The 15,074-nt window shown below is 63.1% G+C and carries 14 protein-coding genes; 7 read left to right on the top strand and 7 right to left on the bottom strand.

The features are described 5' to 3' along the window. Positions 1 to 58: 58 nt before the first annotated feature. The 5 genes from CS1BSM3_RS09300 to CS1BSM3_RS09280 form a co-directional block, all read right to left on the bottom strand. A complete protein-coding gene (locus tag CS1BSM3_RS09300; protein WP_072386789.1) occupies positions 59 to 886 on the bottom strand; it encodes a glycosyltransferase family 25 protein in 828 nt (275 codons plus the stop codon). 149 nt (positions 887 to 1,035) lie between these two features. Next, positions 1,036 to 1,566, bottom strand: a complete 531-nt coding sequence (locus CS1BSM3_RS09295) for a SixA phosphatase family protein (protein WP_072386788.1) — start codon at positions 1,564 to 1,566, stop codon at positions 1,036 to 1,038. 42 nt (positions 1,567 to 1,608) lie between these two features. Then, the gene (locus tag CS1BSM3_RS09290; RefSeq protein WP_072386787.1) at positions 1,609 to 2,484 is read right to left on the bottom strand and encodes an isocitrate lyase/PEP mutase family protein; all 876 of its coding nucleotides are present in this window, start codon (positions 2,482 to 2,484) and stop codon (positions 1,609 to 1,611) included. Between the two features lie 44 nt (positions 2,485 to 2,528). Further along, entirely contained in the window at positions 2,529 to 3,611 is a 1,083-nt protein-coding gene (locus CS1BSM3_RS09285) for a ketopantoate reductase family protein (protein ID WP_280174750.1), read from the bottom strand. A gap of 217 nt (positions 3,612 to 3,828) precedes the next feature. Next, the gene (locus CS1BSM3_RS09280) at positions 3,829 to 4,563 is read right to left on the bottom strand and encodes a PRC-barrel domain-containing protein (RefSeq protein WP_072386785.1); all 735 of its coding nucleotides are present in this window, start codon (positions 4,561 to 4,563) and stop codon (positions 3,829 to 3,831) included. Between the two features lie 42 nt (positions 4,564 to 4,605). Here CS1BSM3_RS09280 and CS1BSM3_RS27915 point away from each other — a divergent pair, with 42 nt between their 5' ends. The 4 genes from CS1BSM3_RS27915 to CS1BSM3_RS09260 all read left to right on the top strand — a co-directional run bounded on the left by CS1BSM3_RS27915 (position 4,606) and on the right by CS1BSM3_RS09260 (position 8,688). After that, a complete protein-coding gene (locus CS1BSM3_RS27915) occupies positions 4,606 to 5,058 on the top strand; it encodes a hypothetical protein (RefSeq protein WP_143149130.1) in 453 nt (150 codons plus the stop codon). 823 nt (positions 5,059 to 5,881) lie between these two features. Further along, positions 5,882 to 6,670 carry a class I SAM-dependent methyltransferase gene (locus tag CS1BSM3_RS09270; protein WP_072386783.1) on the top strand — a complete coding sequence of 263 codons (789 nt, stop codon included), beginning with the start codon at positions 5,882 to 5,884 and terminating at the stop codon, positions 6,668 to 6,670. A gap of 198 nt (positions 6,671 to 6,868) precedes the next feature. Continuing rightward, positions 6,869 to 7,075 (top strand): DUF3311 domain-containing protein, encoded by a 207-nt coding sequence (locus CS1BSM3_RS09265; protein WP_072388013.1) that lies wholly within the window; start codon positions 6,869 to 6,871, stop codon positions 7,073 to 7,075. A 65-nt stretch (positions 7,076 to 7,140) separates the two neighbouring features. Then, the gene (locus tag CS1BSM3_RS09260) at positions 7,141 to 8,688 is read left to right on the top strand and encodes a monocarboxylate uptake permease MctP (RefSeq protein ID WP_174263661.1); all 1,548 of its coding nucleotides are present in this window, start codon (positions 7,141 to 7,143) and stop codon (positions 8,686 to 8,688) included. Positions 8,689 to 9,080: 392 nt separating this feature from the next. On the opposite strand, the gene CS1BSM3_RS09255 is transcribed toward CS1BSM3_RS09260, so the two are convergent. Further along, entirely contained in the window at positions 9,081 to 11,318 is a 2,238-nt protein-coding gene (locus CS1BSM3_RS09255) for a BTAD domain-containing putative transcriptional regulator (RefSeq protein ID WP_072386782.1), read from the bottom strand. A gap of 227 nt (positions 11,319 to 11,545) precedes the next feature. On the opposite strand from CS1BSM3_RS09255, the gene CS1BSM3_RS09250 reads away from it, so the two are divergent. Together CS1BSM3_RS09250 and CS1BSM3_RS09245 are read left to right on the top strand one after the other, a co-directional pair. Further along, complete coding sequence (locus tag CS1BSM3_RS09250) at positions 11,546 to 11,800, top strand: hypothetical protein (RefSeq protein WP_072386781.1); 255 nt, start codon at positions 11,546 to 11,548, stop codon at positions 11,798 to 11,800. Continuing rightward, positions 11,785 to 12,042: a hypothetical protein gene (locus CS1BSM3_RS09245; RefSeq protein WP_072386780.1), complete on the top strand. Its 258-nt coding sequence runs from the start codon at positions 11,785 to 11,787 to the stop codon at positions 12,040 to 12,042. The genes CS1BSM3_RS09250 and CS1BSM3_RS09245 overlap by 16 nt, the downstream gene beginning before the upstream one ends. Positions 12,043 to 12,124: 82 nt before the next feature. On the opposite strand, the gene CS1BSM3_RS09240 is transcribed toward CS1BSM3_RS09245, so the two are convergent. Further along, positions 12,125 to 13,948: a nuclease-related domain-containing DEAD/DEAH box helicase gene (locus CS1BSM3_RS09240; protein WP_083528476.1), complete on the bottom strand. Its 1,824-nt coding sequence runs from the start codon at positions 13,946 to 13,948 to the stop codon at positions 12,125 to 12,127. 194 nt (positions 13,949 to 14,142) lie between these two features. Between CS1BSM3_RS09240 and CS1BSM3_RS09235 the strand changes: the two genes are divergently transcribed. After that, positions 14,143 to 15,074, top strand: a 932-nt coding sequence (locus CS1BSM3_RS09235; RefSeq protein ID WP_244540469.1) for an AIR synthase related protein, incomplete at its 3' end; no start/stop codon positions are given.

Genomic DNA, 15,074 nt, shown 5'->3' with positions numbered 1-15,074 from the left:
CAATTCGTCGCCAACCCACACCGCGTTGACTGTTGGGGGCATATCCTGGCCTGAAATTTCAGTGGGCCTGCCGCGATCGGCGCAATGGCCGAAGCAGATGGCCGATCTTGATCCCGCAATTGACGAGGAAGCATCTGAGCCACCAGAGCGGCCCGAGGACTCTGAGATTGTACAGAAACGCAGCTGGCGTACGTATGGGATTGCTCGTCCAGGTGTAGGCGGTCGGTCGCGGTAATCCGGCACGAAGGCGGGACCGCCCGCTGCCTCTGATGATCGACGAGTTCAAAGTCGTTGTGTTCTGGTGGATCGGTGCCGGGGTGACGCCGTACGTATCCAACTGGAAGACCCAAGGCATCCGCGTATCCCAATCCACGGGCCAGATCCTGCGAATGGCGGGGTTCAGCATCTTCCGGGCCCCGCTGCCGGTGATGAGATAGCCGGCGGTCGTGTTCGGGATTCTCGAGTAGCGAACGAGCCTTCGCCCGCCCTCCAATTCCACCAGCGGCCTTACTGCCCGGTCCTTGCTGCCGCAAAGAAGGACCAGATCCCATCCATGGGGTGCGCGCGCCAGGATGTCGTCGATGAGGGGAACCAAATCCTGCGGCAGGACCGCATCATCCTCGAGCACGAGCGCCGCGCTGAAGTTGCTCGCGACGATCTCGCGCCAGACGCCGAGATGGCTGGCGTAGCAGCCGATCTCTCCGGCCTTCATGAGAGGTGGCCTTCCATCGCCATGTGCGAAATATGGCGCGAGCTCAGGCGGCAGTGCCGTCCCGTCTACCGCGGCATAGCGCGTGGCCTCGATGCCGACTTGACGGAGCTGCGTCTCGATAGCGGCGCGGCGGTCGGCGTCACGATCCAGATTGATGAAATAGGTGGGCAACATGTACGGCACTTCGGCAATGTTCAGACGGCTGACGCCGCAGGCTGATAGCGCAATTCGGAGGTTCCCTGCATCGAGTTCTCGTAAGATCTTGAACCGACGCAGGGAAACCGATGCTTTTGCTCAAAATGTCGATTTTTGTTTGTGCTCGCTCACTCAGCCGCGGCGGCCGAGAGCATCTTCGGTGTCGCAAAGTGAACGAGGCGGCCTTTTCGTGGGCCGATGTCCTTCCAGCTCTTGCTCTCGAAGGTGAGAACGACGACGCCTGCCGTCGGCAGTTTCTGCGAGAGCGCCGTTATCAGCTCGGGGTCGCCTTCGCCGATCAGCTCGATGGCAAAAATCTGCAGCCCGGGATTATGGCCGACGATCATGAGGTGCTTGACCGTTCCCGGTGTCTTGCGCACCCGCTCCAGCATATTGAACGGCTCGGCGAGATAGAGCGCGCCCTCGAACTTCGTGCGTGGCTCGGGGTCCCAGTCGCCGCTGGCGAGCTCCAACGTCTGGCGCGTGCGAACGGATGTGGAGCAGAGCACCAGGTCGGGCTTGAGGCCTTGCTTCTTGAGGAAAGAGCCCATCACTGGTGCCGCTGCCATCCCCCGCGCGTTGAGCGGGCGTTCGCTATCCTCGACGCCGGTGAGTTCCCAGCTCGACTTGGCGTGTCGGAACAGCGTGAGGGTCAGCATCGACGTCCACTTCCTTTCACTCGCGGGCGACCGGACTTCTCGTCACGGCTTCGTCGCGAGATAATCCTTCGTCCAGCGATCATAATCATCGGCACGCGTCACGCGTTTGACGAGGTCGGCCGAGGCAAGGCCTTTGACGTCCTTCGGGGCCGTGCCGTCACGCAGCGCCTTCATAGTATCGTGAATGGCCTGAATCGCAGCTTGGATGGGAAGATGCCCTTGCAGGCAGATCCGAACGCCGCGCGCGGCGAGGTATTCGCGGTCCATGAGCTCGGGGGTGGCAGTCCCCAGAATGAGCGGGATTTTGACGGCAGGCGCGATGGCGTCGAGCTCTGCCCGCGTCTTGACGCCGACGAGGAAGATCGCGTCGACGCCGACTTTCTCGTAGGCCTGGGCGCGTTTGATCGTGTCCTCGATGCCGGTGATGATCGGTGCGCTGGTGCGCCCGGCAATGCAGAGATCGGGATCGCGGCGCGCCGCGAGGGCGGCCTTCATCTTGCCGATGCCTTCCTCGATGCTGAGGATCTGCGGCTTCTCCGTGGTGCCGAACGGCTGGGGCAGCGCCGTGTCCTCGATCGACATGCCGCTGACGCCGGCAATCTCCAGCTCCTCGACGGTGCGCATGACCGAGAGCGCATTGCCATAGCCGTGATCGGCATCGACCATCAGCGGCAGCTCCATGGCGCGGTTGATGCGCAGGGCCTGATCGGCGAACTCGGTAAGCGTGAGAATGATGAGGTCCGGTGCCGAGAGCACGCCGAGCGATCCGGTCGAGCCGGCGAACATGCCGATCTCGAAGCCGATCTCCGAGGCAATGCGGGCCGAGATGGGATCGTGCACGGAGCCCGGGTGATAGCAGCGGTTCCCGGCAAGGTAGCTGCGGAATTTCTTGCGGCGTTCAGTCCAGCGCGAAGGCATGGTGAAAGTGATCTCCTGAGAATGGTGAGCGCAGCGCGCAGGTTTCAGATGTGGGCGACGGCTTCGGGACTCGGCGCGATCTCGCCGCGTTCGATGCGCCGGACCGTCTCGACAATGCCGCTGTTGGCCGGCGTCGCGATCTTCAGCTCCGCACCTTTCGCGGCGACGAGGCCGTTGATGAAGTCGATCTCCGTCCGCCGGCCCTTCATGATGTCCTGACCCATGGAGGGGCGCTGCTCGTCATTGCGGTGCTTGACCTGCTCGAGCAGGATGCCCTCGCATTCCTCGCGCGCGGCTTTGTCGCCCTCGCCGGCGGCGAGCAGCTTCTCCGGGGGAATATGATAGACCGACTCGAGGGCGTAGCCGTGCGCGAGACCGACCTTCACGGCTTCGGCTGCGAGACGAATTGCGAGCCAGCGCGTCATGGGATCCCGGTCATTGCCGTTGCCGCCGCGGCCGGTGGCGGCCGACACCGGATTGCGCATGGCATTCACGATCAGCTTCGACCAGCGCTCGCCCCAGAGGTTGGTGGTTGCCTTCGAGCTGTCGGCGACGCTCACCATCTCCGCGATTTCCTTGGCGCGCGGCGTGACACGCCCATGCGGCTCGCCGATGCGGAACACGGTGTGACGCGATCCGCCGAGTGCAACATTGCGCTGGACCTTGGCGGGACCAACAAGTTCCACGGAAATTGCCGAGGCAATGCAGCCGACGGTCTTGCCCCAGCCGACGACCGAGGCAATGCGCTCCTCGTTGATCGAGTTCTGCAGGGAGACGACGTAGCCGTCCGCGGCGAGGTATTGGGCAATCATCTGTGTCGCCCACACCGTGTCGTAGGACTTGACCGCGACGAACGCGATGTCGAACGGGCGGCTGCCGGCCTTCTGCAGATCGGTGATGTGGATGGCGTTGACGGGCACCGTGAAGTTCTCCGGCCCGGTCTGGCCGCGGAGCGTAAGGCCGTCGCGCCGCATGGCCTCGACGTGCTCAGGCCACGCGTCGATAAGCGTGACGTCCTGCCCGGCCTTGGCCAGATAGCCACCCACATGGCCGCCGAGGGCGCCTGCGCCCACAATCGCAATTCTGCGTTTCATCCCCGTGCTCCTCAGTCTCCCCGCCGCCTCTATTATTCTTTGGCGGGGTTGCTGGCCGCAGGATGGTGGTCCGGTTCCCCGAGGTCAAGCCTGTCCGGACTTAGGGGCTTCAATGGGGCAGGTCGCACACGAGCTGGAGTAAGGGCAAGGCTTGGATCCCCTCGGATTTCGTTCGGGCAAAGAGTATGACGCCGCCCAATGGGCGGCGTCATGAGATCTCACATCCAGGGGAGCGGCTCCAGGGTGAGCGCTACTGCTGCCCCTTGGTTTCCGGCAAGGCCCTCACCTCCGACTCCGACATGAAGATCTTGAGGCCGGGCGCCCTGTCCAGCTTGTCGGCCGTGATGGTGACCAGCTTCGTGCCGATCCCCAGTGCCCGGCCGACATCGACCTGGATGGATTGAATCTTGCCGTCAGGGTCTCGGTTGACCTCGACGACCTGTCCAAGATTCTTGTTGTCGGAGCTGATGACCGGCAGGCCCCTCAGAGCGATCAACCGGGGCATCCTTTGGGCCAGGCTCCCGACAATGGTCTGGCACGAGCTCGAGAGCGCGCCTCTCTTCTGCTGCAGGCATTGGCCGACCTTGCCCGCGTCTCCGCAGAGCGTCCTGATCTCGTTCAGGCACCCTTCGGCGACACGATCGACATTGCGCCTGAGCTCGCGCGTCACGCGGATCAGCGCCGACCGACATCCTCGGCTCAACTGGTCTTCGTTGGCCATCATGCACAATGCGAGGCGGCCTCGTCCTGAGGACGCGCCTTCGCAAAATTCCGCTATATCGTCGTCACAGGCGTCCATGACCGTGTCGACCGCCCGAGCCACGCTGTCCCGCAACGGGGATTGGGACTGCTCGCCCGCTGGATTGCTCGGGGCGGCACTTCTACCGGGGACGGAAGCTCCAGGATCTTTCGGGGCTGCCTCTTGGCTCGACACAGTCAGTGGGACGAGCACAAGCGCCGCCGCAATGAGAACGGCCTTGTTCATCGCATATCTCCGTTTCCAACCCTATGGGGGAACCAATTTCACGTGCGCCGGGACGGCCGCGCGGGAGAGCTAGTCATTTTCCCCGAGGCGATCGCGGATACGGCTGAGGACTGGGCTATCGCCGTCGGAGTTCTGAAGCCGGTCGAGGATGAGCTCGCGCAGATCACCGCGCCGATCGCGCATGTCGTCACGGCTCGATCCGCGGTCCATGAGGAGGTCGCGGAGATCACCACGCGATTGCCCGCGGTCGCGCAGAAGGTCGAGCAAGTCATCGCGGCTCGCCGCGCGATCCCTGATGAGGTCTCGCAAGTCGCCGCGCCTGTCCATGCGATCTCTCAGGAGATCGCGAAGATCCTCGCGTGTTGCCAATCGGTCGCGGAGGAGGTCCCGCAGATCATCGCGTCTGTCCATGCGGTCGCGCAGAAGATCGCGGAGGTCGCCACGTCCGGCAAGGCGGTCGCGCACATCGTCACGCCTGTCCATGCGGTCGCGTAGCAGATCGCGGAGATCGCCGCGGCCGGCCACGCGATCGCGGAGGAGGTCGCGCAGATCATCGCGCCTGTCCATGCGGTCTCTCAGCAAATCGCGCAAATCCTCGCGTGCCGCCAATCGATCGAGGATCAGGTCGCGCAAGTCTCTCCGCGACTGGACGCGATCTCTCAGAAGATCGCGCAGATCCTCGCGGCCCGATGCGCGGTCCTGAAGCAGGTCCCGCAAGTCGCCTCGTCTCTCTGCTCTGTCGCCGAGAATGTCCCGCAATCCTTGAGCCGATGCGGGAGCCGCCATTGTGAACAGGGAAGCGGAGGCGGCAAGGATGAATGCAGCTTTTGCAATCGCGGTACGGTGTTGCATTGAGACGAACTCCTCGATGATTTCAAGGACGCCGGCGAGGCCAGCGTTTCTCTGTCAGCATTGGGTGTGCTTGTCCCCTACGGGGTCGACGCTCGATGCTTCAGATGCAGCAAGCCATGAGCGTGTGAGCGCCGCACCCTGCGCCAGCCTCGGTATTCGAGGCTGCGCCGCTTGTAGGCGCGCGGGCCCGGAAAACATGACCACTTCCCGCCAGGAGGGCACTCGGGGAGAATCCCGAAAGAGCGACGGACGAGGGTTTAAGCGAGAAAGGAATAGGATCTTTCGCGCGCGGAGAATGCCGAGCAGCTCGACTTCACGCCCATGGCTCGGCGAGGTGCAGCAGTATGGGCCAATCGTGGATCAGCTCTCGCGCGCCGCCTTGAATGTATTGCTTTCCCCTACTGCAAATTCTGCCGCCGGAGTATTTTGAGGCCGCGAGCCTAAGGGGTTGCTTTGGAGGTCAACGATGACCGAGCAGGTAATTCGATTTGATGATGGGGCTGCCTATGAGCAGATGATGGGAGTTTGGAGCCGCTTGGCCGGCGAGGTTTTCCTCGATTGGCTGGCACCGCCTCCTGGTTTGCGATGGATCGATATCGGCTGCGGCAACGGTGCGTTCACCGAGCTATTGGCCGAGCGATGCGCTCCGACTGAAATTCAAGGAGTTGATCCGTCAGAAGGGCAGCTCGCGTTTGCGCGCACGCGACCTGCATTGCGTCTGGCAAGCTTCCAGCAGGGAGATGCGCAAGCACTCCCGTTCGCAGACAATCGCTTCGATGCGGCGGTCATGGCATTGGTGCTTGTCTTCGTGCCCGATCCTGCGGCGGCCATCCGGGAAATGGCACGGGTGACAAGCCCGGGCGGCGTGGTCGCGTCATACATATGGGATATGCTGGGTGGCGGTTTCCCGCTCGATCCGATCCTCGTCGAGATGAGGGAGATGGGTTTCGCGCCGCCGCGTCCGCCGCGCTTGGACGCCTCCCGCATCGAGGCGATGCGGGATTTGTGGACCGGTGCCGGACTCAAGTCCGTCGAGACGCGCGAGATTACCGTGCGCCGAACCTTCGCCGACTTCGAAGAGTTCTGGGCGATCAAAATGACGGCTCCGTCGCTTGGCCCGACCATCGCTCAGATGCCAGGCGAGCGCGTCGAAGCGCTCAAGGATAGGGTTCGCGCTGGCCTGCCTGCCGATGCGGAAGGCCGTATCACATACGAAGCACGTGCTCATGCCATCAAGGGGCGCGTGCCGAGCTGATGCGGCGCTCGCCGAATTCTGCGCAACCGTGATATTCAGCTCACGAGCCGTGCGATGACGTCGGGTGTGCGTTGCGAGACTGTGGCGCGGCAAAACGGCTCGTCCTAAGTGACAGCGCGTGCGGCGAGGACTAAATTTCCCTGCACTGAAGTTCGATGGCGTTGGTTACCCCGAGTCTCCAAGAGAGCGATGCTGCAAATGGAACATGAGCAGCGAGAGCGGAGTGGATGGAGCTGGTGGTACTTGCTCTTTGTGATCCAGTTCGTCGCCGTCCTCTGGACACCGCTCTACAATTCGGCTGAGCCCTCACTGATGGGCCTCCCATTCTTCTACTGGTACCAGCTGCTGTGGGTGATCCTCGGCGCAATCCTCACCGCTATCGTCTACTTCGCGACGAGCGACTGACTCTCTCTGTCTCTCTCTGGCGCCCGCCTTCGTGGATCGGATGAAGCGGGCGAGCGTGAAGTGCCATGCAGGATGTGAACTGGGTCGCGCTGAGCGTCTTCGTATTTTTGTTCGCCTTCATCACGTGGCTCGGGTTCGCAGCCGCCAATTGGCGGCCGGGAGATCTCGACCAACTGCATGAATGGGGTCTCGGCGGACGACGATTTGGGACGATCATCACGTGGTTTCTGGTCGGCGGTGACCTCTACACCGCCTACACGTTCATCGCCGTGCCCGCGCTCGCGTTCGGCGCCGGCGCCATCGCCTTTTTCGCCGTACCCTACACGATCATCGTCTACCCGATCCTGTTCCTGGTTTTCCCGCGCCTCTGGAATGTCTGTCACAAGCACGGATACATCACCGCGGGCGATTTCGTGCGCGGCCGCTTCGGCAATCGCTGGCTCGCGCTCGCAATAACCATAACCGGCCTTGTCGCGACTATGCCGTACATCGCCCTGCAACTCGTCGGCATCCAGGTCGTGGTCGGCGCGCTCGGCATTTCAGGCACAGGCCTGATGGCGGACCTGCCGCTCGTCATCGCGTTCGTAGTGCTGGCCGCTTTCACGTACTCGAGCGGCCTCAGGGCTCCGGCGTCGATTGCGATCGTCAAGGACATTCTGATCTATGTGACGGCCTTCACTGCCATCATCGTCATTCCGATCCAGCTCGGCGGCTTCGCCAAGATCTTCTCAGCCGTGCCCGAGCAAAAGCTGCTGCTTGCCGAGCCCGGTGCAGGTTCGACCGGCGCCTATAGCGCCTACGCGACACTCGCCTTGGGCTCGGCGCTGGCGCTCTTTCTGTATCCCCACTCGATGACGGCCATTCTGAGCGCAAGCAGCAGCCGTGCCATCCGGCGCAATGCGGCGATGCTGCCGGGCTATTCCTTCATGCTCGGACTGCTCGCTCTTTTCGGCTTCTTCGCCATTGCCGCGGGCGTCGGCAGCCTTCCTGAATACGCCGACGGCTTCAAGCAGTTCGGCAACAACTTCGCGGTCCCCGCGCTGTTCCTGCACTCGTTTCCGTCCTGGTTCGTCGGTATAGCCTTTGCCGCGATCGGCATTGGTGCGCTGGTGCCGGCGGCCATCATGTCGATCGCGGCGGCGAACCTCTACACCCGCAATATCCATCGCGAGTTCATCAACAGCAATCCAAGCGACAGGCAGGAGGCGCAGCTCGCGAAGTGGGCGTCACTGGTCGTGAAGTTCGGCGCCCTCGTCTTCATCCTCTTCGTGCCCACGCAATATGCTATCCAGCTCCAGCTCCTCGGCGGCATCTGGATCATTCAGACGCTGCCCGCCGTGCTGCTCGGTGCCTATACGCGTTGGTTCAATTCCTGGGCGCTGCTTCTCGGCTGGGCTGCGGGAATAGTTGCCGGCACGGCAATGACGATCGCGGTGAACCTGACGCCGACGTATCCGCTCATGATCGGCGGGCATACCTTCCCAGGCTACGCGGCGCTCTACACCGTCATCCTCAACTTGGTCGTGGCCGTCGTCCTGACGCCGGTGCTGAATGCTCTGGCTCCGCTCCGCGCGCCGATCGACGAAACAGCTCCATCGGATTACTACGCGTGAAGCCTCAAAGACAGGCGCTGACGGTCAGCTTCACCCTGGGGCGGCATTGGGTCTCGCACTGGAGTTTTTCCTCGAGGCAGATGTCGCTCGGCGAACAGCTTGGATAGCGGTTCTCGAACGCCTTGCAGGCCACCTCCTCCTCGTCGCACTTGGCAAGGCACCATGACGAGATTGAAGGCCGATCAGCCTTCGGCTGATGGCTTTGAGGGCCTGTTGGACTGGCCGCATCTACCGGGCCATGCCAGCCCGCGAAGGCCAGCAGAAGAAAAAGCCTAGCTCCTGTTCCACAGGCTTTCATGGCCTACACCTTGGCGGGCTGTTGGTGCTGATGCCGTTGTGGTTTTCCTGCTTGATCGTTGGTTTCAAAGTGTGGGGACGGCCGGTCATGTGCCTCAAGGCGGGGCTTCGGCTTTCTGCTCCGGCACGGCTTCAAACGCGAGCTGCAGGCCGCGGCCGAACCGGTTGGGCAGCGGCAGTTTGTCCGGTCCCGGATTCAGGTGCCACAGGCGCCACGCGTCGGACCGGCCCGGCATGCGCGCCCGCAAGTCGATGACGTGACGGCGCACTGCTTCCCAATGACCGTTGAGAGCGTGGAAGGCCGCGATGCCTGCGATGAAGTAGGGATTCTGCGGCTGTGCTTCTACCGCATACAGGAAGGCCTCTCCCGCCTTTTGCTCCTGGCCGAGCTCCAGCAGGGCGATCGCCCGCCAGAGAGCCCAGCCGGCGGCCAGCTTTCCATCGGTGAGGCGATACGCGTAGCTGACACTTTCCAGGGCCTCTGCGTATCGGCTCATCTTGATGAGAACGCGCCCTTTGTGCGCGTGACCGGGACCGAAGCTCGGATTGAGCGCCACGGTACGCTCGAAGTGCTCGAGCGCAGTCGGGAGGTCGTTCCTGAGATTGTACAGAATGCCCAGGTAGTAGTGCACCGTGAAGCTTTCGGCCCCTCCGTGCATGGCATTCCGCAGCAGAGCCTCCGCGTCGCGCGTTTGAGACTGCCAATCGCCGAGCATGTTGGCGGTGGCAGTGAGCTTGTATCCCGCGAGGCCGATCATTGCGTTGGTCGACGAGGCATCGCGATTCAATGCCTCGCTGAAATAGGTGCCGGCCTCGGCGAACTCCTGAGTGTTGGCCGCTGCGAGCAAGCCTCTCCAGCCGCGTGCCAGAAGCTCGGGCACGGTTGGATGTTCGGCATCGGCGTAGGGCCTGGCGCCTTCGCGGCGAACGGTTTCGAAGTTGGCGGCAATCGCAATCTTGCGCAGCACGAACTCCCGCTGCTCCGGCCATTCGGCAATCGGATGCTCGAACTGTTTCGACCAGACCTGTAGCTGCCTGGACAGATCGACCATATGCACGCTGAGGCGGAGGTTACCCTGGTCAACCCAGATGCTGCCGCCGATGGCATAGCGGATCCCCGCCTTCGATCCCTCGAAGAGCAGCTTGTCCGACTTCAAAGCCTCCCGCATCATCTGAGGCGAGGGCACCTGAAGCATGGGGAATTGCGAGAGATAGTTCGCTATCTCCTCTTCCATATGCGCGGCATAGGACGCGGCGGCCGGGATGCCCGGCGTGAGCGGGCGAATTGGCAGGACGGCAATCGGAACTTTGTGCTGATTGGGGCCGCTCGTCAGCCCGGGCGCCCAATTCGGCGTCAGCTCGTTGGACCACGGCCTCACTGTCGTGAGGCCCGCGGCTGCAAGCAGCATACAAGCACCAATGAGGAGGCCCGGTCGGGCGAAGGACCGGCGCTGAAGGCGGACCGCCGGCAATTCTGCGGCGAGCGAATGCACTCCCACGTCTGTGCGCGTGGGCTGGTCGATTGCGGCCGCGGCAGTCTGCGCCGTTGAGCCACTGTCGTGCGCTGGAGCTGGAACGTTCTGCGGAGGAGCCTGAAGCGTGGGAGCCTGCCGCTTCCCGGCGCGCAGCTCCGCAACAAGCGCGAACGTCGCTGCATCCGGCGCCACGCCGAGCTCGCTCCACAGCGTGCGTTCGAGCTGACCATAGTGCGACAGGGCTTCTGCGCTGCGGCCCGCAGCCACCAGCGCCTGCAGGACCAAGCGGTGCGCATCCTCGCGCAGCGGATTGATCGCGAGAGCTCTTCCAGCGGTCTCGATTGCCGTCTCGGCGTTGTGCGTTTCGAGCTCCGCAGCGGCAACATCGATCATTGCCTTGAGAGCCTGCTGCTCCAGTCTTTGCCTTTCTGTCGTCAGCCACTCTTCCCAAGCGGGCTCGGTGATCGCGATGTCGGCCAGGAGTGGACCGCTGTAGAGGGCAATAGCTCTTCGCCGCGCATCCAGATCGCCGGCTTCGAGAAGCCCCTCGAACTCGACGACGTCGCAAGCAAGAGAGGCTGGTTCGAGCGAGATCTGCTCACCGTTGCTCAGGATCGCGGACTTGCCCAGAAAGGACCTGAGGCGATGCAGGGCCTGGCGGAGGTTCTGGCGTGCCTGGGCTTCGCCGTGCGACCCCCACAGGAGGGTCATAAGGCGCTCGCGCGTATGGCCACGCGGTCCGCTGCACGCCAGATAGGCGAGCAAGCCGCACAGCTTGCGGCTGTTGAGATCAATGATGCCCTGTGGCCCCTCGAGGCGCGCCTGGCCAAATAAAGTAAGCTGAAATGGAGGAGGCATTCCGACCCTCCCGTCACAATCACTATCTCACATCGGAATTCCAGGAACGTGTATCGGCAATAAAATGAACGACGAACAATGAGCTCACGAGGCAGCGCGGTTCGGCATCCTTCACTATTCACGTCAGAATGACGCGCGGCTAACGCAAGTGCGACGGCCTTCAGCTTCAATCCTCATGCGGCCGATCAAAGAGGAGCGCCCCGCTTCCGCCGCTTGAGGACATCGGCATGGACTATCCACGCTTCGAGCGGATCGACGGGCACGCTGATCGTTTGCATGAACGCTATCACGGCGGGCGTCTGGTGACACTAGTGTTCGCGATCGCGGACAGATGGCGGCAGGCCGGCGGCCACGGCGGACGGCTCCGTCAGGCCCGTTCAGCGCTGCTCGTGATCGTTATGCCGGGCATGGTCCGGCGGCTGCTCGCCATGCCGCTGCCAACGCGGCTGAACCTTGAGCAGGTGCCATGGACCAGTCGCTGACAATGGCGCTCAGAGACGCGGGATTGCGTTGGCCGGACACGCGTCGCGGCGGCCCGTCTCTCGACGATCTGCTCCAGGCCATACCGAGGACGGCCAGGGGCTTTCTGCTTCGCTGCAAGGGCGCGAACGCCTGGAATGCGCGCTGGTGGTATGACATCTGCCTGGAGGCCGACGGCGCAACGCCGCTGGAGGCCACCGCCCGCCTCTGGCTCGCCCTCCATCATCGAGGCTATGCGGACTGAAGCCGGGAGCACCTGGCAGGCGCTCAATCGGCAGGTGTAGCGGGCGCTTGCGGGCGCCCCACGATCGCGATGGCGAGATCAGCTACGGAGGCACAGTTCCCAGGGCGCGATAGAGATCATCGACATAGCGGGATTTGCCGGAATGCAAGATCACCAGCATGTCCTCCGCCCGTGTGGTCGCGACATAGAGCAGGCCGCGATCGATGTCACTATCACCACTTTTGAAAGGCGAGGGTAGCAAGGCGACCCACAGCAGCAGCACGATCCGGAACTGCAAACCGCGTGCGCTATGCATCGGCAGGATCTTCACTGCCTGGTCGTGCAGCGTGCCCGTGGCGTTTTCGCCAGCCAGCAGCACTGCCCGCGTGAAGCCGTTCAAACGGTCACGGAGCGTCATCACGGTCGCATCGGGGTGCCGGCTAGGATGACGCCATCTGGGATAGAGAACTGCGATGTCGCTAGGCCGGATGCGTTGACGGCGCCCTCCAATCTCGATCCCGCCACGCAGCCAAGTTTCGATCAGCGCTGCGGCGTAGTGCACCTCACTCGCTGGATCGTCGAGCTGGATCAACCAGGGTTCCGACCCGGAGCGGATGGCCGTCTCTGGCTCGACTGGCAGGGCAAGCACGCCCTGCGCCTCTTGGTCGGGTGGCATTGCAAACGCGCGCGCGGCGCGAAGAATTTCAGCCGTGTTGCGGTAGTTGCGCTCGAGATCGAACCTCCGGTTGATCGCACGGCCTCTGGCGTGAATGCCGGCGTCCGCCCAGGTGAAGTTCCGCTTGTGATATAGTGATTGGCTGCCATCGCCAACGATCAACAGATCGCCCGTATCAGGCTCCTTTAGAGCGAGCTTGGCGCATTGAAACCACGAGCACGGCCAGTCCTGCGCCTCATCGATCATCACGGCATCGAATTGTCCGCGCAGATGTTCATTGCTCTGCAAGCGGGTAAGCAGGCGTATGCCGAAGGCGCCGTCATCCTCGTTCTTGCGAAAATCGACGCCGGAGCGAACTCCCCAGCGATGGAACGTGATGGCAGTTACGCCGCGATGGCCAGACAGCGACGATGCCAGATGCTTAGCGAGCAGCCGATTGTAGCACAAGACCAGGATGCGCTTTCCCGCATCTTCAGCCAGTAGCTTCGCCCGCGCAATCAGCAGCACGGTCTTCCCCGATCCGGCCACCCCATAGACGATACGATGGCCATTCCCTATGGCCCGCGCATTGCGCTCCTGGCGCAGGTCGAGCACCACAAGATCGGTCTCGTTGGCGCGAATGACGATTTCGGGGTGGATGACGCTGCGCAAGATATCGACTTGTGCTGGCGTCATCTTTGGGAAAGGCCACCAGGGATTGAAGCAGGCTTTCAGTCTCGCCAGCAAGGCTTGAGGTTCGAGCACATCCCAGGCTGCGAGTTCGTCGCGGGTGATCGTCACGTCCGGTGGGAACAGACGCATCAGATCCGGAGCCTCGCGCTCGATCTGGCTGCGGTTAATGTTGCTCAGCACGGCGATGTGGCAGAACGGGAAAGCATATCCACCGGAGTAGCGGCCCTCCTTCTGCATCAGCGCACTCGCCTGTGGATGCTTGCGGCACTCATCCCTCAGGCGGTGCATGTAACCGCGCGCCTGCTGAAGCGGATGCGGAACAACGGCCGTGCTTCCGCCACGGGTCATCGTCAGGGTGTCTGATGTGACGCTGCTCAGCTCAGCTAGCCGCCAGTCCTTCACCTCGATCACAAGCACGCCGACTTCGGGCAGGATCGCGATAAAATCGGGATGGCGCCGTCGGACCACTGGCTCATAGTAGACGAGGCAATCCTCCGGGAGCCGCTCCAGGGCGGCAAAAACGCGCTTCTCGCCAGCCGTACTTGAGATTGGCAACGTCTCGGGGATCATTTCTGCCATGGTGCTTCGAAGTGCCAATTACTAGGGACAATGTGGAAAAGAGGGACCAGCTTAGACGCCAAGATCGGGTCAAACCAGAAACTCCGTCCCAGTCCTTCTCCCCACCCCTCTTGCCACACCCCGCATCCCCCGCGAGACAGCCTCGGCGCGGGCGGCTATAAGGCCCGGAAAGGCCCACCCAAACCGGACCTGCCATGAGCCGCACCGACGCCACGTCCTACCCCAAGATCACGCCCGAGGTGATCGCCTCCCACGGCTTCAAGGGCGACGAGTACGACCGCCTGCTCGGCATTCTCGGCCGCGAGCCGACCTTTCTCGAGCTCGGCATCTTCTCGGTTATGTGGTCCGAGCACTGCTCGTACAAATCGAGCCGCTACTGGCTGCGCCAGCTCCCGACCTCCGGGCCGAAGGTCATCCAGGGGCCGGGCGAGAACGCCGGTGTCGTCGATCTCGGCGATGGCGACTGCGCCGTGTTCAAAATGGAGAGCCACAACCACCCGAGCTTCATCGAGCCCTATCAGGGCGCGGCGACGGGCGTCGGCGGCATCATGCGCGACGTGTTCACCATGGGCGCGCGGCCGATCGCGAACCTGAACGCGCTGCGCTTCGGCGATCCGGCGCATCCCAAGACGCGCCACCTCGTGTCGGGCGTCGTCGCGGGCATCGGCGGCTACGGCAACTGCGTCGGTGTGCCGACGGTCGGCGGCGAGACGAACTTCGATCCCGGCTACAACGGCAACATCCTCGTCAACGCGATGTGCGTCGGCCTCGCGCGCTCGGACAAGATTTTCTATTCGGCCGCGAAGGGCGTCGGTCTCTCGGTCGTCTACGTCGGCTCGAAGACGGGGCGCGACGGTATCCACGGCGCGACCATGGCTTCCGCCGAATTCGACGACAAGAGCGCGGAAAAGCGCCCGACCGTGCAGGTCGGCGATCCCTTCACCGAGAAGCTGCTGATCGAGGCGTGCCTCGAGCTGATGGCGTCGGACGCGATCATCGCCATCCAGGATATGGGCGCGGCGGGGCTCACGTCATCGACCTCGGAGATGGCGGACAAGGGCGGCGTCGGCATCGAGCTCGATCTCGATCATGTGCCGCAGCGCGAGCTTGGCATGACGGCCTACGA

It is taken from the genome of Hyphomicrobium sp. CS1BSMeth3 (assembly GCF_900117415.1).
In the GTDB taxonomy this organism is placed as follows: Bacteria; Pseudomonadota; Alphaproteobacteria; order Rhizobiales; family Hyphomicrobiaceae.
This window is presented reverse-complemented; position numbering and strand designations above follow the sequence as displayed.